This is a genomic window from Cytobacillus mangrovibacter (genome assembly GCF_042865275.1).
Lineage (GTDB): Bacteria > Bacillota > Bacilli > Bacillales > Cytobacillaceae > Cytobacillus > Cytobacillus mangrovibacter.
Genome location: NZ_JBIACJ010000002.1, coordinates 380,985 through 403,880 on the forward strand (window position 1 = coordinate 380,985; position 22,896 = coordinate 403,880).

At 38.2% G+C, this 22,896-nt stretch carries 19 protein-coding genes; 18 read left to right on the forward strand and 1 reads right to left on the reverse strand.

Annotated features, from left to right (window positions below; genetic code table 11):
- Nucleotides 1-148 precede the first annotated feature (148 nt).
- The 17 genes from ACFYKT_RS05300 to ACFYKT_RS05380 all read left to right on the forward strand — a co-directional run bounded on the left by ACFYKT_RS05300 (nucleotide 149) and on the right by ACFYKT_RS05380 (nucleotide 20,722).
- Complete coding sequence (locus tag ACFYKT_RS05300) at nucleotides 149-1,837, forward strand: formate--tetrahydrofolate ligase (protein WP_389216480.1); 1,689 nt, start codon at nucleotides 149-151, stop codon at nucleotides 1,835-1,837.
- A 12-nt stretch (nucleotides 1,838-1,849) separates the two neighbouring features.
- Nucleotides 1,850-2,371 (forward strand): hypothetical protein, encoded by a 522-nt coding sequence (locus ACFYKT_RS05305; protein ID WP_389216483.1) that lies wholly within the window; start codon nucleotides 1,850-1,852, stop codon nucleotides 2,369-2,371.
- Between the two features lie 565 nt (nucleotides 2,372-2,936).
- Complete coding sequence (locus ACFYKT_RS05310) at nucleotides 2,937-6,002, forward strand: GNAT family N-acetyltransferase (RefSeq protein WP_389216485.1); 3,066 nt, start codon at nucleotides 2,937-2,939, stop codon at nucleotides 6,000-6,002.
- A gap of 10 nt (nucleotides 6,003-6,012) precedes the next feature.
- Complete coding sequence (locus ACFYKT_RS05315; protein WP_389216488.1) at nucleotides 6,013-6,867, forward strand: amidohydrolase family protein; 855 nt, start codon at nucleotides 6,013-6,015, stop codon at nucleotides 6,865-6,867.
- Between the two features lie 95 nt (nucleotides 6,868-6,962).
- Nucleotides 6,963-7,811, forward strand: a complete 849-nt coding sequence (locus ACFYKT_RS05320; protein ID WP_389216491.1) for a DegV family protein — start codon at nucleotides 6,963-6,965, stop codon at nucleotides 7,809-7,811.
- Nucleotides 7,812-8,124: 313 nt separating this feature from the next.
- The gene (locus ACFYKT_RS05325; RefSeq protein ID WP_389216493.1) at nucleotides 8,125-8,772 is read left to right on the forward strand and encodes an HD domain-containing protein; all 648 of its coding nucleotides are present in this window, start codon (nucleotides 8,125-8,127) and stop codon (nucleotides 8,770-8,772) included.
- Nucleotides 8,769-10,649, forward strand: a complete 1,881-nt coding sequence (locus ACFYKT_RS05330) for an ABC-F family ATP-binding cassette domain-containing protein (protein WP_389216496.1) — start codon at nucleotides 8,769-8,771, stop codon at nucleotides 10,647-10,649. The genes ACFYKT_RS05325 and ACFYKT_RS05330 overlap by 4 nt, the downstream gene beginning before the upstream one ends.
- Nucleotides 10,650-11,076: 427 nt before the next feature.
- A complete protein-coding gene (locus ACFYKT_RS05335; protein WP_389216499.1) occupies nucleotides 11,077-12,204 on the forward strand; it encodes a conserved virulence factor C family protein in 1,128 nt (375 codons plus the stop codon).
- A 114-nt stretch (nucleotides 12,205-12,318) separates the two neighbouring features.
- The gene (locus ACFYKT_RS05340) at nucleotides 12,319-12,753 is read left to right on the forward strand and encodes a BrxA/BrxB family bacilliredoxin (RefSeq protein ID WP_389217052.1); all 435 of its coding nucleotides are present in this window, start codon (nucleotides 12,319-12,321) and stop codon (nucleotides 12,751-12,753) included.
- A 66-nt stretch (nucleotides 12,754-12,819) separates the two neighbouring features.
- The gene (locus ACFYKT_RS05345; RefSeq protein WP_389216502.1) at nucleotides 12,820-13,596 is read left to right on the forward strand and encodes a class I SAM-dependent methyltransferase; all 777 of its coding nucleotides are present in this window, start codon (nucleotides 12,820-12,822) and stop codon (nucleotides 13,594-13,596) included.
- A gap of 396 nt (nucleotides 13,597-13,992) precedes the next feature.
- A complete protein-coding gene (locus tag ACFYKT_RS05350) occupies nucleotides 13,993-14,598 on the forward strand; it encodes a YpjP family protein (RefSeq protein ID WP_389216505.1) in 606 nt (201 codons plus the stop codon).
- Between the two features lie 95 nt (nucleotides 14,599-14,693).
- Nucleotides 14,694-15,275 carry a TerD family protein gene (locus ACFYKT_RS05355; protein WP_389216508.1) on the forward strand — a complete coding sequence of 194 codons (582 nt, stop codon included), beginning with the start codon at nucleotides 14,694-14,696 and terminating at the stop codon, nucleotides 15,273-15,275.
- A gap of 87 nt (nucleotides 15,276-15,362) precedes the next feature.
- Complete coding sequence (locus ACFYKT_RS05360) at nucleotides 15,363-16,133, forward strand: TerC family protein (protein WP_389216511.1); 771 nt, start codon at nucleotides 15,363-15,365, stop codon at nucleotides 16,131-16,133.
- Between the two features lie 160 nt (nucleotides 16,134-16,293).
- Complete coding sequence (locus tag ACFYKT_RS05365) at nucleotides 16,294-17,505, forward strand: HpcH/HpaI aldolase/citrate lyase family protein (RefSeq protein ID WP_389216513.1); 1,212 nt, start codon at nucleotides 16,294-16,296, stop codon at nucleotides 17,503-17,505.
- Nucleotides 17,432-18,811: a phosphoribosyltransferase family protein gene (locus ACFYKT_RS05370; protein ID WP_389216516.1), complete on the forward strand. Its 1,380-nt coding sequence runs from the start codon at nucleotides 17,432-17,434 to the stop codon at nucleotides 18,809-18,811. Before ACFYKT_RS05365 ends, ACFYKT_RS05370 begins: the two co-directional genes overlap by 74 nt.
- Complete coding sequence (locus ACFYKT_RS05375; RefSeq protein WP_389216519.1) at nucleotides 18,804-19,922, forward strand: cysteine protease StiP family protein; 1,119 nt, start codon at nucleotides 18,804-18,806, stop codon at nucleotides 19,920-19,922. Before ACFYKT_RS05370 ends, ACFYKT_RS05375 begins: the two co-directional genes overlap by 8 nt.
- On the forward strand, nucleotides 19,919-20,722 hold the full coding sequence (locus tag ACFYKT_RS05380) for an HAD family hydrolase (RefSeq protein ID WP_389216522.1): 804 nt from the start codon (nucleotides 19,919-19,921) through the stop codon (nucleotides 20,720-20,722). Before ACFYKT_RS05375 ends, ACFYKT_RS05380 begins: the two co-directional genes overlap by 4 nt.
- Here the strand turns inward: ACFYKT_RS05380 and ACFYKT_RS05385 are convergent.
- Nucleotides 20,719-20,967 carry a hypothetical protein gene (locus tag ACFYKT_RS05385; RefSeq protein ID WP_389216524.1) on the reverse strand — a complete coding sequence of 83 codons (249 nt, stop codon included), beginning with the start codon at nucleotides 20,965-20,967 and terminating at the stop codon, nucleotides 20,719-20,721. The genes ACFYKT_RS05380 and ACFYKT_RS05385 overlap by 4 nt on opposite strands.
- Before the next feature lie 290 nt (nucleotides 20,968-21,257).
- Here ACFYKT_RS05385 and ACFYKT_RS05390 point away from each other — a divergent pair, with 290 nt between their 5' ends.
- A complete protein-coding gene (locus ACFYKT_RS05390; RefSeq protein ID WP_389216527.1) occupies nucleotides 21,258-22,895 on the forward strand; it encodes a YceG family protein in 1,638 nt (545 codons plus the stop codon).
- The last annotated feature ends 1 nt before the right edge of the window (nucleotide 22,896 follow it).

Sequence of the window (22,896 nt, forward strand, 5' to 3'; positions counted from 1 at the left end):
AATTAAATTTATTATAAAGACGATTAATCCCTGCCGCAATCATATGTTTAAAAAATCACAAAATTGACTATCTACTATTTTGGGATGGGATGGTACAATGTAGAAGTAGGAAAACGTTTTCAATAATTGGATGCTTAGGGGGATATTTATGAATGTAAAACCTGTTGTTAAATCAGACATTGAAATCGCTCAACAATCTTTTATGAAACCAATTGTAGAGGTCGCAGAAAAAATCGGCCTTCATGAGGACGACCTCGAATTATTTGGAAAATATAAAGCAAAATTATCAACAGAAGCATTGAAAAAGCTTGAAACAAAGAATAGTGGGAAAATCATCCTTGTTACTTCAATTAATCCAACTCCAGCTGGAGAAGGGAAATCAACAGTAACGGTTGGTTTAGGGGATGCCTTTACAAAAATCGGCAAGAAAGCAATCATTGCTATGCGTGAACCATCACTTGGCCCAACAATGGGTGTAAAAGGTGGAGCAACAGGCGGCGGCTACTCTCAAGTGTTGCCAATGGAAGATATTAATTTGCACTTCACTGGAGACCTGCATGCGATAACTACTGCGAATAATGCACTTGCAGCCTTCATCGATAATCATCTGCAGCAAGGAAATGAGCTAGGCATAGATCAGCGTCGAATTGTATGGAAGCGTGCACTCGATATGAACGACCGTGCCTTAAGAAAGGTAGTGATCGGCTTAGGCGGTCCTATGCAGGGGGTGCCTCGTGAAGATGGCTTTGACATTACAGTTGCTTCTGAAATCATGGCGGTATTATGCTTGTCAACTGATCTTCAAGATTTGAAAAAGCGATTAGGTCAAATGGTCATTGCCTACAACTATAATAAACAGCCTGTTACAGTCGCTGATTTAGGTGTTCAAGGAGCCTTAACAATGCTGCTGAAAGAGGCGGTTAAACCGAATCTAGTGCAGACAATCGAACATACACCAGCTTTCATTCATGGTGGACCTTTTGCGAATATTGCCCATGGCTGCAATAGTGTGATCGCTACAAAAACAGCATCAAAGCTTGCTGATTTTGTTGTAACTGAAGGCGGATTCGGTGCTGACTTAGGTGCAGAAAAGTTCCTTCATATTAAAGCTAGAAGTGCAGGGATTAAGCCTGAAGCTGTTGTTATTGTTGCAACCATTCGTGCATTAAAAATGCATGGCGGTGTACCAAAAGCAGAACTTGGCCGTGAAGATGTACAAGCATTAACAACTGGATTTGCTAACTTAAAGAAGCATATTGAAACGATTGAAAGCTTTGGCTTGCCATTTGTCGTTGCTGTTAATAAATTTATTACGGATACGGATCAAGAGGTTCGCACATTAATGGAGTTTTGTGAGAAGTCAGGCATTCCTGTGTCCTTAACAGAGGTTTGGGAAAAAGGCGGAGAAGGCGGCGTAGATCTTGCAAACAAGTTGCTTGAGGTTATTGAAAAGCAGGAGTCAAACTTCCAGCCATTATATGATCTATCTGATTCGCTTGAAAATAAAATCCTGACAATTGCTCAAAAAGTTTACGGAGCAGAAAAAGTTGAATTTTCATCGAAAGCAAAAAAACAGCTGAAGGATTTCGATAGCTTTGGCTGGAGCCACTTACCAATCTGTATGGCAAAAACACAGTATTCATTATCTGATGATCCGACAAAGCTTGGACGGCCATCAGGTTTTACAATTACGATACGCGAATTTAAGCCATCTATTGGTGCGGGATTCATTGTTGCACTAACAGGGGATGTAATGACAATGCCAGGACTGCCTAAATCGCCTGCCGCTCTGAAAATGGATGTCGATGAAAATGGCAATGCCATTGGATTATTTTAAAGAGTAAGTTATATGTTTGATCCAACTGCTTTTGAAAATATGAAAGTCGTCGTTGATGGTGCGATATATGATGAGGATTTAGTTGGTAGAATCCTGATTATTGATCGAAATGATTTTTTGAATACAGCCAAGCTTTCAAGAAAATATGAAGTTTCTTTTACAGATCGACAGGATGATCGTGTTGTCTGCACATTTATGATGGAGGCGGGATTGGAAAATTTAGCGGCCGAACTGTTGTCATCTGCTCAATCGGAACTTCTTGCGGGCTGCCAATTATTTGTGAAGTTTTCATTTACTCATCCAAATGAACATATCTATTTTCAAAAGGTAGAAAGCTGTCTGATAGACATTTGGGGTTCCGAGCGGACAATCAGACAATCTGCGATCCTTAATCCTTTTGAAAAAAGAAATAAGATAAAGAATGAGACAATCATTTCCTTTAACCGCTTAGTTTACGAGGATCAAATAGATGATATCCTCGCGATGGTTGATTATATGATTGTTAGTTTAGAAAGATTAAGAACGATTATTTGAATTGAAAGTTTTAGTTATGAATAGATAAGTAAAATTACCTGTGGATTATGCTGGCAGAATTTTGATCCTTTTTTTGGATCAGTTTCTGAGCGCATATTCTACAGGCTTTTTATTTTCTTTTTTTAAAAGCTCTTTTCTAAAAGATTGTTGTTTTTGAATAATTTGTGTGAATGATAACACTTAACAAAATGGCTGGTTGATTGGAGCGGAAGGTTGCGAGACTCCTGCGGGAGTAGTGGGACAGGTGAGACCCCGCAGGCGCTTTAGCGCTGAGGAGGCTCACCGCCCACCCCGCGGAAAGCGAGTAACCTGGAGCGGAGATCAACCTCTACCAACGACGTTTTATTTAGCAACAAAGTTTACGAAAACAGCCTTTATTAAAGAAAAAACAACTAAAAATTCAAAATTATCTTTACAATGTAATTTCCAGCTTTTACGATATAGAAGAATGTGGAAAGCATTCAAATAAAATAAAGGAGGAGAAAAAAATGAATAAGGAAAAGTCAAAAGGTGAAGGAATCAATAGAAAAAGGAATGAAGTAACCTAGTTTGGGAGGAACAAAAGATGAGTCAAATAACTAATACAATCAAGATCGAGGAATATCGGGAAGAGCATGCATCAGCCATTGCAAAAATGTGGAATCATAGCCGTGACAGCTGGGGCGGAGATACAAGGGTTCATACAGAGGAGTCTGTTAAAACGAAGGAAGCGAATGCAGGCAATATTGCTTTATATTTGGCTTTAGATGGGGAAGAGGTTGTTGGCTATTGCAGCTTATCCGAATATAAGGAGGATGTAGGCTCCTTATATATTCCACTCTTAAATGTCAGACCTGACTATCATGGCAAGAAGATTGGCAAAATGCTTGTCATGAAAGCAGTCGAACAAACGATTGAGCTTGGCTGGCCGAGGGTTGACCTTTACACATGGCCAGGGAATGTGAAAGCTGTCCCTCTATATAAGAAATGCGGCTTCTTCTGGGAGGACCGGGATGATACAACCCATTTAATGAACTTTATCCCTGCTGTAATGAACACACCACTATTAAAGCCGGTATTTGCAGGAGTAGATTGGTATGAAACGAGTGTAAGAGAAATAGAAGTAAAGCCGGACGGACTTAAAGAAAGTGGATTTACTTTCTATCAATATGAGTGGAAAAGTGAACAGGTGAGTGCCCGTGTTAGGTTTGAGCGGAGCGGACGAGGCATAAGCTTCATTGAAACGGATGATTATCTGCTTGAATTAAAAATGGCTGATCATGAAGTAATTGAAGAATTGCCACAGAAGGTTGAACTGATATTTGTTAATAAAACAGCTAAACCAGCCATTTTAAAAGTAGATGGGAACAATCATGAACGGGTCGTGTCTACATTCAAGGATGAATTATTAGTAGAGAAGCGAGCTGTTATTTCGGATCAGGTAATCTTTAAAAAAGGGGAAGAACCAAGTGAATGGAAAACACACCCATTTTTCTCTGTCAATGTATCCATTAATGGAGAAGAATGTGAGTTAAGACTTGGGGTGAAACCAAAACAACCAGCCAACCTAACCGCAAAAATGGATGGGAATTTAAGTTTCCTAGGCCAGCAGCAAACGATTGAGTTTGAGGTAGAAAATAATTTAAAGGAAGAGGCTGTGTTTGAACTAGAATTTTCACATGATGAACATGTCTCATTAGAGAAGAATACTTTCTCTGTTTCTTTAAAGAAGAATGAGAGAAAACTAGTTGCGATTCCTTTTGTTGTAAGGGAATTCGGTTACTATCAGCCGCATATAGCAATTAAGGCACAGAAAGAAAATGGAACCGAGCTTACTTTCGGAATTAGCTTAGTTGGAGTCGCTTTAAAGGGCTTTGGTGAAAAATTTGGCGGGGAAACGAAGGATTATTGGCATATTTATAATGGCAGCTACCAGGTGAATATTCGAAAACGGGATTATTTAATGACGGCTGGGAGAAATCAACAAATGAATCAGCCATTCACCTTCTTTGTTCCGAAGCTTGGAAAGCCGTATTCAACAGAGTTTTCTAAGAAGAAACCAGAGTCAGTAGAATGGTATGTAGAACAATCAGCAACTATTATAAAGATGGTCTTTCATTCTAGTGAATTTGAAGACGTCACCCTTACACTCTTTACGGCGCTTTATGGAGATGGGATCGTTAAGAAATGGGCTGAGGTTCAGAATGGCAGCAATGAGACAAAACAAGGGTTTTATTTAAATCAATCAATCTATCATGAAAAAAGTCATGCGTATTTTCCGCTTGAAAAAGAAGTAATCGAGTTCTCTGCAATTAAAGCAGTTGACTTTGGTGATATTCATTCGCAGCACTTAACAGGAAACTGGTACTTTTCACTCGATCATGGTGAGTCAACAGGCTTCTGCTGGCCAGCTGAATGCAAGGCGAATTTTGATGGCTGGCAATTTTACTTAGAGTATGAACTTGGCGCAATAAAGTCAAAAGAGAGAATTGTACTTGAACCATGCTATTTATCGATTGGTGCTTTTCGAACATGGCAGGAGCAGGAAGCCTTTGCAAATAAGGTTTCGAATATTGGGCATTCCCAATTAATAGGGGAAAAAGCGCTGCTACTAGAGGGAAATAATCCGGTAGTTAATAAAGAGCAACTATCATTGGAGCTGAAATCCTCTCGTACGAGTTTTCTTAATGGATCTATAGAGCTGTTCTTAAATGATGAATCTAAAGGATCTGTCCAAATTTCATCAGAAGAGGAGAAAACGAAGTATTCAGCGTCTATTCCAGTCATGGATGCACCACCGATTTCAATGGTAACAGGAAGTATTTTTAGCGATAGTACAACAACAAACGTAAACCAATTAGCGATTGTCCCTAAAGGGAAAGTGGATGCTTATACGGAAGAAGTTGAAGGAATTACATCCTATATATTAGATAATGGGATCATTCGGATAAAAGCAGCTCCGGCATTTTATCCTGGCTTGTACTCCCTTTCCCATGATGAGAATGAATGGTTTGATACATCTTTCCCTGAGAAAGTAGCAAAGGGATGGTGGAATCCTTGGGCAGGCGGAATGAAAACATTTCCTTCCCAGCTAACTACATTTTCATTAATGAAAGAGACGATAACAGCTGAATTTATAGATTTGGAAGATAAACTGGGGAATCAGTGGAAGAGTATTGCGGTTCATATGAGGATCTTGAACCATCCGATTTGGAAGGGTCTTCATTATACTCAATATTTTGCCCTTCTTCCTGGTGTTCCGATTCTCGCATACTTTGTTAAAATTGTTGATTCTGGCGGCAAGTCTTTTCTTTCAGAGAAGTTGGAAACAGACCTTTATTTAACAGGCGATTCCTTAACGGATTTATCGGTCTTATCATCCTTTGCAGAAAAAGAAATGAAGGTTGGAATTGAAGAGCAGGGACTAAATTTGAAAAACGTAAGCTATATCTCCTCTAAAGCTAGGAAAGAAAAGCTGTATCATATTGAGGGAGAGGAAATAGATGTATTTGAGGGGTATATGAATAAAGAGGCCTTTGAAATCATCCTGCACCAGCAAATACAGGAAACAACGAAACCAGGGTTTATTGTTTTTGATCAAAGAGAGATTTCTAAACCTATCCTTGAGAATCTTCGATGGATCGTATTTTAAAGGAGAAAACATGAAGATAATTGATGCACATATCCATTTCTCGAACATCCAATCCTTTCACCAAACAGCGAAAGAACTTTCTTATGTTGATTACTCATATGATGGATATGTTAAAGAATATAATGAGGCAAATGTCGTTCTAAGTATTGCGATGGGCGTAACGGAAACGAGTGGAATGGGCTTTCCGGACTATGAAGCAAAAACACCGATGGGGATTGACTTAACGGAGGCGATCCCTGAAAATATGGTATACTGTCCAGGTATAAACCCTTATGATTTAAGTGAAGAGACACTAGATAAGCTTGAGATGGAAATTCAAAAGCCTCAAGCTGTAGGGATGAAAATTTATCTTGGCTATTACCCTTTCTATGCTTATGATGAAGTGTATGAACCTGTTTATGCATTAGCAGAAAAATATGGCTTGCCGATTGTTTTTCACACAGGAGACACATACTCAGAAAGAGGGCTGTTAAAGTATGCACATCCGCTGACGATTGATGAGGTCGCAGTGAAGCATCGCAAGGTTAATTTTATGATGGCTCATTTTGGTGATCCATGGACATTAACTGGTGCTGAGCTTATCTATAAAAACTCCAATGTGTTTGCAGATCTTTCTGGTTTAATTGTTGGAACGGAGAAGGAATTGAAAAAGCATAGTGAAGGACGGTTTTTGGACCACTTAAGGCATGCACTAGTTTTTTCTAATTCTTATGATAAGCTGCTGTTCGGTACAGATTGGCCGCTAGCACCTATTGGGCCATACATTGAATTCATCAAAGCATTAATTCCAGAAGAGCACCATGAGGATGTTTTTTACAATACAGCATTAAAGGTGTTCCCGAAGATTAAACCGTTTTTGACATAAGATTTATTTTCGGGAGATTGACTTATATGGTCAGTCTCCCGATCATTTAATATACTATACTTACATAATTATTAAACAGAAAAGGGGTAGAGGTTTTGACAAAAATCGCATGGGTTATCGATAGTACAGCATTTATTGATGAGGAATTAATTAGCCATCCTGATGTGTATACCATTCCAATTACTATATTGCTTGATGAGAAGGAGTATACAGAAGGGGTGGATATTACACCAACTGAGCTCTACGAAAAATTAAAAACATTAAAAACTCCCCCGAAAACATCGCAGCCCTCTATCGGGGCATTTCAGGAATTATATGAGCGGTTGAAGGAGAAATATGAGATCGTTATCTCAGTATTACTCTCAAGTAAATTAAGCGGAACGGTGTCTTCCAGTGAGCAGGCAGCACAGCTGGTTGATATTCCTGTAATAACCATTGATTCGAAAATATTGACCTATCCATTAACGAGAATTTTTAAAAGAGGAATTGAATTAGCTGAATCCGGATTGCAGCCTGAAGCAATCAAAAATGCATTAGAAGAATTAAGCCAGACGAGTGAGACGTACGTTCTTATTGGTAGCTTAGAACAGCTCCATCGAAGTGGCAGAATGTCTGGTGTGCAATTTCTCCTTGGCAGCATGTTAAATGTGAAGCCAATTATCTCTATTGATGAAGGCGCCTTGAGTGTAAAGGAAAAAGCAAGAAGTGAACGGAAGGCAAAAGATAAAATAATTCAGCTTCTCAGAAAAGCTCATGAAAAGAAACCGTTGAAAGAAGCATCAATTTTATATGGATTACATGAGGCAGAAGCATTGAAATGGAAAGAAGAGCTCATTCAGGAATTCCCTGATATCGAATTCGGCCACTATCCGCTTGGTGCAGCAATCGGCGTTCATGCTGGAGAGAATACATTGGGGATTAATTGGTTTAATGGGTTGAATTGATTATTGAGGCTCATTAATGCTATATTATGTAAAATTAGGTATCGTAAATTAGTTTATGTGCAGTAAATTTCTATATTTTGGGAGAAATAGGTTCGTAAAAATGTTTTGGTACTCAATATTACCATCTAATGTAAAATCAGGGGTCATAAAAATGTTTTTGAGCTCTTTTATTCAATATATTGGAATAATACGGTTCCTACCCTTTATTAATAAACTAAAGTGCTGAATAAGCACTTTTTCTTTTGCTTATTTTTCTTCCAATCCAGCTCTTCATGGTAAAATAAATCTGGAATGAAAAAGGATGGTGCTTTTAATGAAAAAAGAGATAATTGTAAGAACGGAAAGTTTTGTGAAAGAAGTGCTAGGTGAAGATAGCACGGGACATGATTGGTATCATATTGAACGCGTAAGAAAAAACGCTTTATACATAGCTGAAAAAGAAAATACGGGTGATCGGTTTATCATTGAAATGGCTGCGCTGCTGCATGATATTCCAGATGAAAAATTGAATGAAACAAAAGAGGCTGGGGAAAAGAAATTAATGGATTTCCTCGAATCATTTGTACTCGAAAAAAATGTTCAAGAGAAAATTATTGAAATTATCGGTTCTATTTCCTATAAAGGTGGAAAGAAAACAGAATTAATGAGTGTGGAGGCAAAGATCGTTCAGGATGCAGATCGATTAGATGCAATTGGAGCGATTGGAATCGGCAGGACCTTTGCTTATGGCGGAAAAAAAGGGCATCTTCTTTTCGATCCTGCGATCAAAGTTAGGGAAGAAATGACAGAGAAGGAATACCGCACTGGAAAATCATCAACAATCCATCATTTCTATGAGAAACTCTTAAAGCTGAAAGATTTGCTTAATACAGATACAGCGCGGGAAATGGCTTCAAAGCGGCATCAATTTATGGAACAATTCCTTGAGCAATTTTACAACGAATGGGATGGTCAATCATGAAAATGATTTCAATTGAAAATGTAACAAAAACATATGGAGAAAAGGAGCTTTTTAATGAGATCTCCTTTACAATTTCGGAAAAGGATAGAGTAGGTCTTATTGGTGTAAATGGAACGGGGAAATCATCCCTGCTCAAAATTGTAGCAGGATTGGACTTTCCTGATTCTGGTGAAATCAGCTCTCCGAAAGACTACAGCATTTCCTATTCAGCGCAGCAGCCAGATTTAAATCCAGAGTTATCTGTTCTGGCACAGGTATTTGCAGGAGATGCACCAGTACTCGTCTTGTTACGTGAGTATGAAGAGACGCTAATCCAGTTAAATAAAACACCAGATAATCAAGCGATTCAAGAGAAGCTTTTCGAACAGCAAAAGAAAATGGATGCATTGAATGCTTGGGAAGCAAGCACGAATGCAAAATCAATTTTAACAAAGCTTGGTATTGAGGATTTTGAGAAAAAAATCGGGGAGCTCTCAGGCGGACAAAAGAAAAGGGTCGCTCTTGCACAAGCCCTCATCCAATCACCAGACTTGCTGATCCTTGATGAGCCAACCAATCATCTTGATTATGAATCGGTTAAATGGCTTGAAGACTATTTAGGCCGGTATCAAGGAGCACTCTTACTCGTTACCCATGATCGTTATTTCCTTGACCGTGTAACAAATCGAATGTTTGAGCTTGATGGTGGGAATCTGTATAGCTATAAAGGAAATTATGGTGCATTCCTAGAAGCAAAGGCCATTCGTGAAGAAAATGAAGCAGCTACAAATGAAAAAAGAAGAAACCTTTACCGAAGAGAGCTAGAATGGATCCGCAGAGGTGCAAAAGCAAGAACAACGAAGCAAAAAGCAAGAATTCAACGCTTTGATCATCTAGATAATCAGCTTGCTTCCGTTAAAACTACGGAAAAGCTCGATATGTCCTTGAATGGGAGCAGGCTCGGTAAGCAGGTTTTTGAATTAAAGGCGGCTTCTAAGCGTTACGCGGACCAGGTCATATTAAACAGCTTTGATCTGCTAGTTAAACCTGGTGATAGAATAGGCATTATCGGAAAGAATGGGACAGGTAAATCAACCTTGCTTAATATATTGGCTGGGAAAATTCCATTGGATTCCGGAGAACGTATAGTAGGTCAGACGGTTAAAATGGCTTACTATACACAAGAAAGTGAAGACATGGATGAGAATAAAAGAATGATTGAATATTTAAAGGAGACAGCAGAGGTTATCGAAACATCGGATGGAAAAACGATCTCGGCTGCCCAAATGCTAGAAAGATTCCTTTTTCCTTCATTTACTCATGGAACGCCGATACGAAAGCTGTCTGGTGGAGAAAAACGCCGTCTCTATCTATTAAAAATATTAATGACTGAGCCCAATGTACTGCTGCTTGATGAGCCGACTAATAATTTGGATACCCAGACATTAACCGTACTAGAAGATTACTTAGAAGATTTCTCTGGTGTTGTCATTACCGTTTCCCATGATCGTTATTTCTTAGATAAAGTGGCTGATCAGCTTCTTGTCCTTCAAGGCAACGCACAGATTAAGCCATTCTATGGCAGTTACTCAGAATTTCTTGAAAAAGAAAGTGAGAAGCCTGTTGTCCAGGTAAAGGCTCCAGCTCCCGTCACAAAAGATCAGGAACAGCCTAAGAAGAAAAAGATGTCCTATAATGAGCAGCGGGAATGGGAGAGAATCGATGAAGATATCGCAAATGCTGAGTCCCGTTTAGAAGAAGTAGCTGCAGAAATAAACAATACAGGCAGCGATTTTGAAAAAGCAAGAGCATTAATGGAAGAAGAAGCAAGCTTAAATGAGAAACTAGAGCAATTGATCGAAAGATGGAGCTATCTTTCCGAATTTGCAGAGAAATAATTTTAAAAAAGTCTATGGGATATCCGTCAGAACTTAGATCCATTATGAGGATCTATTCTGAACAAGTGTCCCGTAGGCTTTTTTGCTAAGGCTGTTTTATAAAGGCTTGTTGTTTTTTAAATAAATTGAGTGAATGCAAACCATTCACAGATAAGGTTGGTTGATTGGAGCGGAAGGTGCGAGACTCCGGCGGGAGAAGTGGGACAGGTGAGACCCCACAGACGCATTAGCGTCGAGGAGGCTCAGCGCCCACCCCGCGGAAAGGGAGTACCTGGAGCGGAAATCAACCTTTACTCACTCAAGTTAAAAGCAACAATGTTTGCGAAAACAGCCTTTGCTAATAAGCACATCTTATGATTCGTCTATCCTATTATGTTAAAATGAACTTAGTTAATAACGTGATAATAATGCAAAGGGTGGAAAATCTGTGAAAATAAATGCGATTGAACCAACTCCAAGTCCGAATACAATGAAAGTTATTTTAGATGAAGAGCTCCCAATGGGAAAAAGCAATAATTATAAGAAAGAGAAAAGGGAAGAAGCCCCTAAGCTCATTCAAGATATCCTTGCGATTGAAGGGGTGAAGGGTGTTTATCATGTGGCAGATTTCTTAGCAATAGAAAGAAATGCGAAATACGATTGGAAAGACCTTCTTCCACAGGTAAGAAACGCTTTTGGCGAAGAGGCCCATACGGAAATGAACAATCAATCCGCTGTCAATGATCACTTTGGTGAAATTAAAGTATTTATCCAGAAATATAAAGATATTCCGATGCAGGTGAAGCTGACAGATGGGTCGGAGGAGCGGCGTTTTGGATTGCCGGAAGTTTTCAGAAATGCATTAGCGGCTGCACAACAAGAAGGCGATAACGTCATTTTAGTACGTAAGTGGATTGAAGTGGGTGTTCGATACGGTGAATTTGATCAAATCGGGCATGAAGTAGTTGAGGAATTAGCAGCAGCATATCCTGATCAACGATTGCAAATACTCGTTGATCAGGCAAAGAGTCAAGAACAAAGCCGTGAGAAGCTTACTCGCAATCGTATGAATATTAAACTTGAAGATTTAGAAACACCAGATTGGCGAATACGCTATCAAAAGCTCGAGCAGATGACTGATCCGGAACTTGCTGATCTGCCGATTTTGGAAAAAGCTTTGCAAGATGAAAAAGCATCGATTCGAAGACTGGCGACTGTATATCTAGGCATGATAGAAGATCCAGTGGCTTTGCCGCTTCTTTATAAAGCTCTAAAAGATAAATCGGTTACAGTAAGAAGGACTGCTGGTGATTGTCTATCTGACCTTGGCTTTAAAGAAGCCATGCCAGAAATGATGAATGCACTAAAGGATAGCAGCAAGCTTGTCCGATGGCGTGCAGCCATGTTCCTCTATGAAGTGGGGGATGAACAAGCATTGCCTGCCTTAAAAGAGGCAGAAAATGATCCGGAATTTGAAGTAAGTTTGCAAATCAAGCTTGCCATTGAAAGAATTGAACAAGGGGAAGAAGCAAAGGGCTCTGTTTGGAAACAAATGACTGAGTCGAGAAAGAAATAGTCCCTCAATTAAAGGACTGTAAATGAAAAGGCAATTCGCTTCTTTTGCAAATTTGCTGTGGATTATAGTATGCTAAACAATACAATTGATGAAATGTAATGGAGGCGATAAATGATGTCAATGGCATATGAAGAATATATGAAACAAATGGTTCAACCAATGAGACAAGAGCTTACAAATGCTGGATTCAATGAATTATTGACTGCTGAAGATGTCGAGCAGTTTATGGCAACAACAGAAGGAACGACGCTTGTTGTTGTTAACTCTGTTTGCGGATGTGCTGCTGGGCTTGCTCGTCCTGCTGCTACCCAAGCCGTATTAAGAACAGATAAGAAACCGGATCATTTAGTAACAGTTTTTGCAGGTCAAGATAAGGAAGCAACAGCGAAAATGAGAGAGTACTTCGATGGATATGAGCCATCCTCTCCATCCATGGCATTATTAAAAGGGAAAGAGGTTGTTCACTTTATCCACCGCTATGATATTGAGGATCAATCAATGGAAGCCATTATGGAGAATTTACTAACTGCATTTGAGGCAAATAGTTAATTGCTTATTGGTAAAAGGATGTCATTGGACATCCTTTTTTCGTAGAAAAGGGAAAAAGGTGACAGGATGATTATTACAACAGCAGGCAGGACAAATGAAGAGATGAAGCGGCAGGCAATCAAGATTGCTGAGGAATTAAATGGCCGCTATATGGATAGAGAAAAGCGTTCTGTTAAAGGGATCCAGCAAGCAGAAGGGGAAGATTGCCTTGTTGTTGGAAAAGAAAGGCTTGAGCTTTACCCGATAGAAGGAGAGAGCCCTTTTTTCTTTCATCCGAACTCTGCTATGTTTAGAATAAAACGTGTAATGAAAGGTGAACATGATCCTTTTTTAGAAGCAACCAAGCTCGAATCAGGAAAGTGGCTTCTAGATTGTACTTTGGGACTAGCGTCAGACAGTATTGTGGCAAGCTTGGCAGTTGGAAAAGAGGGCAAAGTGACTGGTGTTGAAGGGAATCCATATTTAGCATATCTCGTGAAAAATGGGCTGCAGGCATGGGAATCAGGAATCTCTGAAATGGATCAAGCTATGAAACGGATCGAAATTATCAATGACTTTTCATTGCCATTTTTGAAAACTCTGCCAGATAATCATTATAACTGCGTTTATTTTGATCCGATGTTTGAAGAGCATATTCTTGAATCAGATGGCATACAAGCATTAAGCCGGTTTGCTGTTTATGAGGAAATGACTGAAGAGTTAATCAATGAAGCGATCAGAGTTGCAAAGGAACGTGTGGTATTAAAAGATCATTTCCGCAGTGAAAGATTTAAGAAGTTTCAATTTGAAGTATATAGAAGGAAGACGTCTAAATTTCATTATGGAGTCATCGAGAAAAATTGACTTGATCAATAAAAAAGGCTGTCCAAGGTCAAAAAATGACGTATTGGACAGCCCTGATATTTTATTCGGCAATCGCTAAATAGACAAAATACCCAAGCAAAATAATTGAAACAAAAGCAAACAATACCATCCAATCCATCTGATAAGCCTCCTTTCTTCTCTATTTACTCCAGATATATGACTTTTTTTCATTACTATTCCCGTTATATGGATATCTATTCATAGAATTTAGATTCCACTATTTTTTTTTGAAAAAAAGAAGCCCATTTTTCCATTTTTCCATTAAACAAAGTATAATAATAGAATAAGAGGGACATGACCAACAGTAATAAGAAGATGAAAAGTTGAAAAAGCGTGTAAACATAAGGATGAAATGAGTAGAGGGGGACTAAAACAATGCCAAAATGGCTCCGTAAATCATTTGTCGTCATGGTAACCATTTTAACATTCGGAATGGTTACGCCTTCACAAGCTTTACTCTATGATAACTCTAGTGCGGACAAGAACCCCAAAAAGGATATTGTCGAGCCTACAAACGAAGATAATCATTCATCGGGCAGCCTTGCTTCTAGTTTTGAAGAGATTGGATATATTAACAAGGAAGCCTTTATTAAAAAAATGTTAATTGAGGCTGAAATCCAGTCCTTTGCAAAATTTGGTGAAAAAATTAAACCAGTCATTGAAAATGAATTTTCTGAGGTTATTCTGCCTAATATTGAAATGGCTATACAGAACGTAGCAGAGCAATATCCAAAAGAGGAATTAGCATACTTAACAGTTACAGAACGTCCGGGAGGCGGCTGGTCAGAAAAGATTTTTCATATCAAAAATGAAATGACTAATGAAGATATTATTCGCTTTCATGTAAGAAGAGACCAACCACCTCAACAAGGATACTGGTTTAATTTTCATTACCATACGTATCATGATCAATTTCAGTCGCATCATGAATTAGGGAAAATCTATTGGGCTAAAAATACCCCGCCTAAATGGATGAGCTGAAAATGCTGGTAAGAAAATTAATAAATAATTTTTTGAAACTTTTTTGAAAGCCTATCGTATTAATATGTATTCTACTAAATGGAGGTAAAATTATTATGGCAGTTAGTTTATCAAAAGGACAAAAGGTAGATTTAACAAAATCTAATCCAGGTTTAACAAAAGTTGTAGTTGGTGTGGGCTGGGATGTTAATAAATATGATGGTGGAAATGATTTTGATTTAGATTCTTCTATTTTCCTTTTAGGGGAGAATGGCAAAGTCAGTACGGATAGTGATTTTGTGTTCTATAATAATACAAATGGTGGGAACGGCTCAGTTGTACACACTGGTGACAACCGTACAGGTGAGGGTGAAGGCGACGATGAACAGGTGAATGTGAATTTAGCTACTGTTCCTGCTAACATCCAAAGAATCACGTTTACTATTACGATTCATGATGGGGAAGCACGTAATCAAAATTTCGGCCAAGTATCGAATGCTTACGTTCGTATCATGAGTGAAGATTCTGGAGAAGAACTAATCCGTTATGATTTAGGAGAAGACTTCTCAATTGAAACAGCTCTAGTTGTAGGTGAGTTATATCGCCATAATACAGAATGGAAATTCAGTGCAATTGGAAGCGGCTACCAAGGCGGTCTGGCTGCACTTGCAAAAGATTTCGGATTACAAATTGGCTAATAATAAAAGACAACAATAAGAGACTTGGTTAGGCTGCAGTCTCTCGCATTAAAAACTTAGATTTATTATCAGGAGGAACATACAAGAATGTCGATTATAGAAGGTATATTACATACATATTCCCAATTTTTTAATTGGGAAATGTGGGTGGAAGTTTTATCAGATCCAGTCAGCTGGGGTTTAATTGGAACACTTGTCATTTTAGAAGGTCTTTTATCTGCGGATAACGCACTAGTTCTTGCAGTAATGGTTAAGCATCTTCCAGAAAAGCAGCGTAAGAAAGCACTATTCTATGGATTGCTTGGAGCTTATGTATTCCGCTTTATTGCCATCGGTATAGGTGTATTCTTAATTGAACTATGGTGGGTAAAGATATTAGGAGCAGGTTATCTTGCATGGCTTTCCATAAAATATTTTATTGATAAGAAAAAGGAATCAGATTCTGAAGACGAAGAATTAGAAGGTTTGAATCAAAAGGGCTTACTCATTCGTCTATTTGGTACATTCTGGGGAACAGTAGTTGCTGTCGAATTGATGGATATTGCCTTTTCAGTAGATAGCGTATTAGCTGCCTTCGGTGTTAGTGACAAGATTTGGGTGCTCTTATTAGGCGGAATGCTTGGGGTACTCATGATGCGAGGAATTGCTGGTGTATTCTTAAAGCTTATTGACCGAGTACCTGAACTGGAAACTTCTGCTTATGTTCTAATCCTGATCATTGCTGTTAAGATGTTATTAGGAGTCTTTGGTATTCATATTGACCATATTTATTTCTTCCTGTTATTACTTGTTGTTTTTGCGGCTACTTTCATTATCCATTTTATGAATAAAAAGAAAGAAGTTACGAGTGGAGAATAAATAAATTTTATAGAAAAATGTACAAAAAGGGAACAGACAAATGTCCGCTCCCTTTCTTTTTACCTTTTTTAGGGATTATAGGCATGATTATCCCAAAGATATTCAACGAATGGAAACATCTTGAAGAAAAATGAATCAATTAGAAATGGAGTAGCCGAAAATGAGATTATTTTCAGATCTACAAAAAGATGAATGTGTTCAAATTTTCCACAAAGAGCCTAAGAACTTTTCAAAGAGGTCCCCAAAAGAAATCTTATCCTATGCACTAGGTGCAACACTTTACATGCCGGCAACAAGGCCAAATATTCACCAAGATTTACTTTCCAAGAAGCATGCTGGTCTAACATCCATGGTTATATGTCTTGAAGATGCAATAGGGGATGATGAAGTTGAATTAGCTGAGGCCCTTCTAGTTGAAGAACTATATAACTTAAGTGAAGAAATGGAGAAGGGGCTTTTAATTGAAGATGATCTTCCATTACTCTTTATCCGGATTAGAAGCTATGAACAGCTTGTACGTCTAAAAAGTCAGATCCATAAGGGACTAGACTTACTAACAGGTATCGTTATTCCTAAGTTTTCTCCTGACCAAGGGGAGCTAATTCTTCAAGAAATTAAATCCCTTAATGAGAAAGGCTATCTTCTGTATGCATTGCCCATTCTCGAAACAAAAAAAGTAATCGAAAAAGAAACGAGATTGGAAGAATTACTTTCTATTAAAAAACTTGTTGATCAGTATGAAGATTTCATATTAAATATTCGCATTGGCGCAACTGATTTTTGCGGGCTCTATGGAATCCGCAGGAATTCAGATACAACCGTGTACGATATTGCGGTTATTAGGGATTGCATATCAGATATTATTAATGTGTTTTTGCGTTCAGATCATCCGTATGTCATCTCTGGTCCTGTATGGGAGTATTTTTCCTCAAAGGAAAGGATGCTGAAACCGCAATTAAGGCAGACACCGTTTCGTGAGCGTTATGGTCAGGATGGAATTGACCTTAGAACAGAGCTGATTGATCGACATATGGACGGATTCATTAGAGAAATTCTCATGGATATAACGAATGGACTAACTGGAAAGACGATCATTCATCCCACACATATCCGTCCGGTACAGGCGTTGAACACTGTGACATATGAAGAATATTTAGATGCCAGAAGCATTGTCGATCAAGCGAATGGAGAGATCGGTGTCATGAAGAGTGCGTTCCAAAATAAAATGAATGAAATTAAACCTCATTATTATTGGGCGCAAAAGATTCTCTTGAAATCAGAAATATACGGGGTGCTAAATGAAGAATACACATACATTGACCTGCTTACCAATGAAATTTACGCTTCCAGTCCTCAATCAGTTAATCGTTGACATAGAAATTACGGATAATCCATACGAGCTAAAAGCGGATGATTTATTTCAAATGGCTGCTAGGATTAATAAAAAGCGGTCTTTTTTATTCGTGAGTAAGATCCTGGGGAAACATATCCCGATTGATCCCAAAATAGGTCTATTAACTGGAGCCTTGCTTGCGAACAGGTATATGGAAACAAGGATGGAAATAGATACAGGACTTAGGGAGCGGCTGCTCTCTTTCTTCTCGAATCATCTGGATGAATATGTAGATGATCCATTTATCAATGAACAGGTAAATCCCGTGATTATCGGATTTGCAGAAACGGCAACTGCTTTAGGACATGCATTCTACCAATCCTTTCAGAAGGCAGATTTCTTCCATACAACAAGGGAACAGCTTCTAGATATTGAGTCTGTCATTATGTTTGAGGAAGAGCATTCACACGCAACATCACACCGCTGTTATGTTGATGAATCGATCCTAAATAATAAGCGAGAGATTATTCTAGTTGATGATGAAATGACAACAGGAAAAACAAATGTGAATATCATTCGTTCTATTCAGAAGAGGTTCCCGAGAAAGACGTATACAGTTGTGTCCATATTGGATTGGCGTTCGGATGAAAATATTCAATTATATCGTGAGCTTGAACAAGAGCTTGGTATCACAATTTATTCTGTAAGCTTACTTAAAGGGCAAATTCAAACATCGGGTACACCTGATATCAATGAGACAAATGCAATAGAAACAATGAATCATTCACACACGGAATTGTCCATTATACATTTAAATGAATTTTTCCCTAATCACTTAACTAAAGCGAATTATTCATCACTGTCTTTAGAAGGCGAAGTGGCGGATATTCCTTACTTGAAGGAAACGGGCCGTTTTGGACTAAGTTCACAAACAAACAAGCTGGTCAATCAATCATTAAAAGAGATGGGTCAATTTCTAAAAGGACAGCGGATTGGTAAGAGGGCACTCTGTCTTGGTACAGGTGAGTTTATGTACTTGCCTATGAAACTAGCATCATATATGGGGGACGGGATTAGTTATCAGTCGACAACAAGGAGTCCCATTTATGTTGAAAACCGTGAGCGATATGGAGCAAGATTTGGATTAGCATTCCCTCATCCAGAAGATAAGCAAATAAATCAATTTGTGTATAATATTCCGCCAAATGAATACGATCAAATATTTGTATTTTTTGAAAGAGCAGTTTCGATGGAAAACCTTCAACCTATGCTTAATGAGCTGATGAGGGTCAATATTCCAGATATAAAAGTAGTTTTCTTTAATGGGAGTTGTCAAGATGAATAGTTTAATTGAAAAAAGGAATACATTCAGTTCATATGATGAAAAAGATGTATGTTTTTTGTTAAAGGATTTGAGCCCCCATAAGCTGGAGGGTTCTATTGAGCAACGGGAGCAGAATATTCAGTCAGGTCAGCACTATAGCGAAACATTGCCAATGGAATACCAGCCGCCAGAGCATTATTTGCACGTTTTCAGGGATACCCTTGAAGAATATAAACAAAAAGTAGCATTATGTACAGGAATAGTTGCAGAGCAAATTTTTTATAATAAAGGAAAAAATACAGTGCTTGTCTCATTGGCTAGAGCAGGAACTCCAATAGGAATCCTTATAAAACGTTATATTCTACAAAAATATCAAGAAGAACTCCCTCACTATAGTATTTCGATCATTCGGGATAGAGGGATCGATGAAAATGCGATTCAGCATATTTTGCGCGAGCATCCAGAAAAAAGTATTCAATTTATCGATGGATGGACCGGCAAAGGAGCTATTTCGATTGAATTAACAAAGGCGTGTGAGTCTTTTCGTGAAAAGTATGGAGTGGTTCTTGATGATACACTTGCTGTATTAGCAGACCCGGGTCAATGTACGAATCTTTATGGAACGCGGGAGGATTTCCTGATTCCAAGTGCATGCTTGAATTCTACAGTTTCAGGTTTAGTCAGCCGAACAGTATTGAATCCAGAACTGATTGGTCCAGAGGATTTTCATGGGGCAAAATATTATGAGGATTTAATCGATGCAGACGTATCAAATGAATATCTTGATATAGTTTCAAATGAATTTACCTCCATCAAGGAAGAGGCGCTTGAAGCGGCCATGAATATATTGAACAATCATGAAGAGGCAAATTTTAAGGGTATGGATGAAGTAGTGAAGATGGCAAGTGAGTTTGATATTGACTCTACCCATTTTGTCAAGCCAGGGGTAGGAGAAACGACGAGAGTTTTACTCAGAAGGGTGCCTTGGAAAATATTAATCAAGGATATGACAAGTCCGTACATTAGACATATCTTGCTGCTGGCGGAGGAAAGAAATGTAGAAATCGTCCACTATCCAGAAATGAGTTATACATGCTGTGGACTAATAAAAAAGGTAGAGAAAAGCCAATGATTATGTTTGCATCAGATTTAGATCGTACACTTATTTACTCTAAACGGGCGCTTACTGAATTCAAGCAGTACTCCGAAAGCAATTTAATAGGTGTTGAGCAAAAGGATGGCCAGGAAGTAGCCTTCATGACAAATAAAGCATACGATTTATTAAATGTACTTGCTTCGAACCTTATGTTTGTTCCTGTAACAACAAGAACATATGAGCAATATAAAAGAATATTTATCTTGTCTGATCGAATGTCATTAAAATACGCAGTCACGTCAAATGGGGCAAATATTATCTATAATGGGCTTCCTCTTTTGGATTGGAGAAATCAAGTCCAGATGAGATTGGAACATGAATGTACAAGCCTTGAGAAAATGATTGTAAAAACAGAACAGTTAGAGATAAATGGCCAGTTGAAACAAGCTGAGAATCTTTTCTTCTATTATATTCTTGAGGAAGAGCTCACAGCAGAAAGGAAAGATACCATTAGGAAAATGGCTGATGCCAATGGCTGGAGAATTTCCATTCAGGGGAGAAAATTATATTTAATGCCCAATCCAGTTAGTAAAGGGGAAGCGATAAAATTTATTAAAGATCGAGAAGGAATTCATACGGTTTATGGTGCAGGAGATTCTGCACTTGACTATGATTTTCTCAAGCTTTGTCATTATTCGTATATCCCTTCCCATGGTGAATTAGTGAATGAGGAGTTAAATAAGGACAAGTATATAATTACTAAAAAGCATGGCGTGCAGGCTGGGGAAGAACTATTAAGTGAAATGGCGAATATTTTGCAAGAGACAAACATTTAATCTTGTGGTTCTCCCAGCCACTTCTTTAACGAGAAATATAGAATTGCCCCAAAAAGGTAAGAGCTAGTAAAAACCAGTGCTGAACCAAGCAATGAATAGTGTAAAGACAAGGTCATTAAAGTCATTAGCGTTGACCAAAAAAACAAATCTATTAATATAAAAGATCCTGAACACATAACCTCTTCTACTAATTGTAAATCAGATTCATGCATTCGATATTTTGTTCTTCTAATTAGAAACCTCATAACGGCTCACCTTCTATACATAGTACTCAACTATATGCACGGACAAGATAAAAGGTGAAAGCACAAGACAGGAGAAATCGTATTCAAAGGGAAAGCTGCAAACGAAATGAATCTTTTTGTCTTCTTTTTCGTATAAATTAAAGGAAACGTTTTAGAAATCAATCACTCGTATGATATGATGGTAATAAGTTTACATATTATTTTGTCAGCTACGTTCTTTTGGAGTTGGATTTTATTAGTTTTAACACTCACATTACAGTCTTTCGCTCATAGAGGGAAGGGATCATTAAATGAACGAAACATATAGTCAAATGAAAACACATCTGCTCCCTGTTTCTTTAGAGGATTGGTTAGTTATTCTAAAAAAGGCGACAAGGGACAGACCGCAATTTTCCATTGAACAGGGTTCCATTCATATTGGACAGGTGTTTGCTAAGTTTTTGGGAGTGCCATTAGATGAGGATGAGTACTACAACAAGCTGTATGATTTAATTCACACTGAACAGACTGGACTTGTATTGATTAGCGAAGATACATTGGATAAAACCATTGATAATCAGCAGTTTCAATCAATCCAAAAAGTGTTGAATATTAATCGTGAACAGAATTTATCGATCAACCGCTTTGTAGCATTTCTTGATGGGGAGCAGCTTCTATTAAAATCAAAAATTCCCTCCTTACATAGGAAAACAAGGGAAGCGATGATTGCCGTTCTTCAGCAGTTTTCAATGCTAGAGCCTGAAGGATTACGGAGTCAAGAGTTAAGACGGGTGCTTGTTGATCTGATTAAATGGACCTTTAATCATCTTGATGAAGGCTGGAACAAGGTAAATCCAGAACAGTCAATGCCGAAGTTTTTATGGTATGGAAGGACAAAGAAAAGCCATCATTATTTTCTATATTACTTATTGCAATTAGGCTGTGACATCATTGCCTTTTCCCCATCTGGAGAGGATATGATGTTTGATATTAACTCAGAGGGAAATAGGCCGTTTGTTTATAATTATCCAGAAAACAAGCAGCCAGAGCCATTCCCAACTGAAAAAAGCCGAAGAACAGCAACAGTTGCCTACCGTGCATCAAAAGAAATTGAATCAATATTAAACCATGAAGGCTCAGGTTTATATAAACCATGGCAGCTTCGAGAATATACACCGATATCTGTTACTTTAAAAACAACCTATGATGAACTATTTATTTTGATAAAAGAGCCTTCAATGGTTCGCCCTAATTTCGAATTAAATCATGGTCAGGTGAAAATTCCGGCGATATTTGCAAAAGTTCAAGGGGTAAGCAAAAACAGGAAAGAATACTGGGATCGCTTACAGACAATTAGTCAGTATGAACACTCCCTTCTTATTCAAAGATTTCCTTTCACGAATAATGTCAATAATGATTTCCGTTTTCACTATCGAAATGCGCTAGGTAAAGATGGCCTTCTTGATCCGCAAAAAATGGTGTCAGCCCATTATTGGAAATATCAGCATTTGCCAACAGGCCTCCAAAATGGTATCGCAACCGCGATCCGAAATATTTGTGCACGGCCTTATATCAAACCTGCACACCATGAGGATATAGAGGAAATTAAGACATATCTCTTTACCCAAGGCATGCAAATACCTGCAAGTATTCTACAGCTTCTGCAGAAGTTTGACTACTCACAGGATGTGCCTAAATTAGTTCTTTATAATAATGAATTAAATGGGACGATGACAAGAACGGATGCGGCATTATTATTATTATTAAATCAGTTTGGGATTGATATCGTTTTATATAACCCGTCAGGACATAATGATTTAGAAAACTTTATTGATGAAGGCCTATATGATATTCATTGGTTAGAGGATGTTGTTTTTGAACAGGAATTCAAAGAACCATCTTTATTAAATAGAGTGAAGGGCCTTTTCAAAAATTTAAGAGGAGATTGAA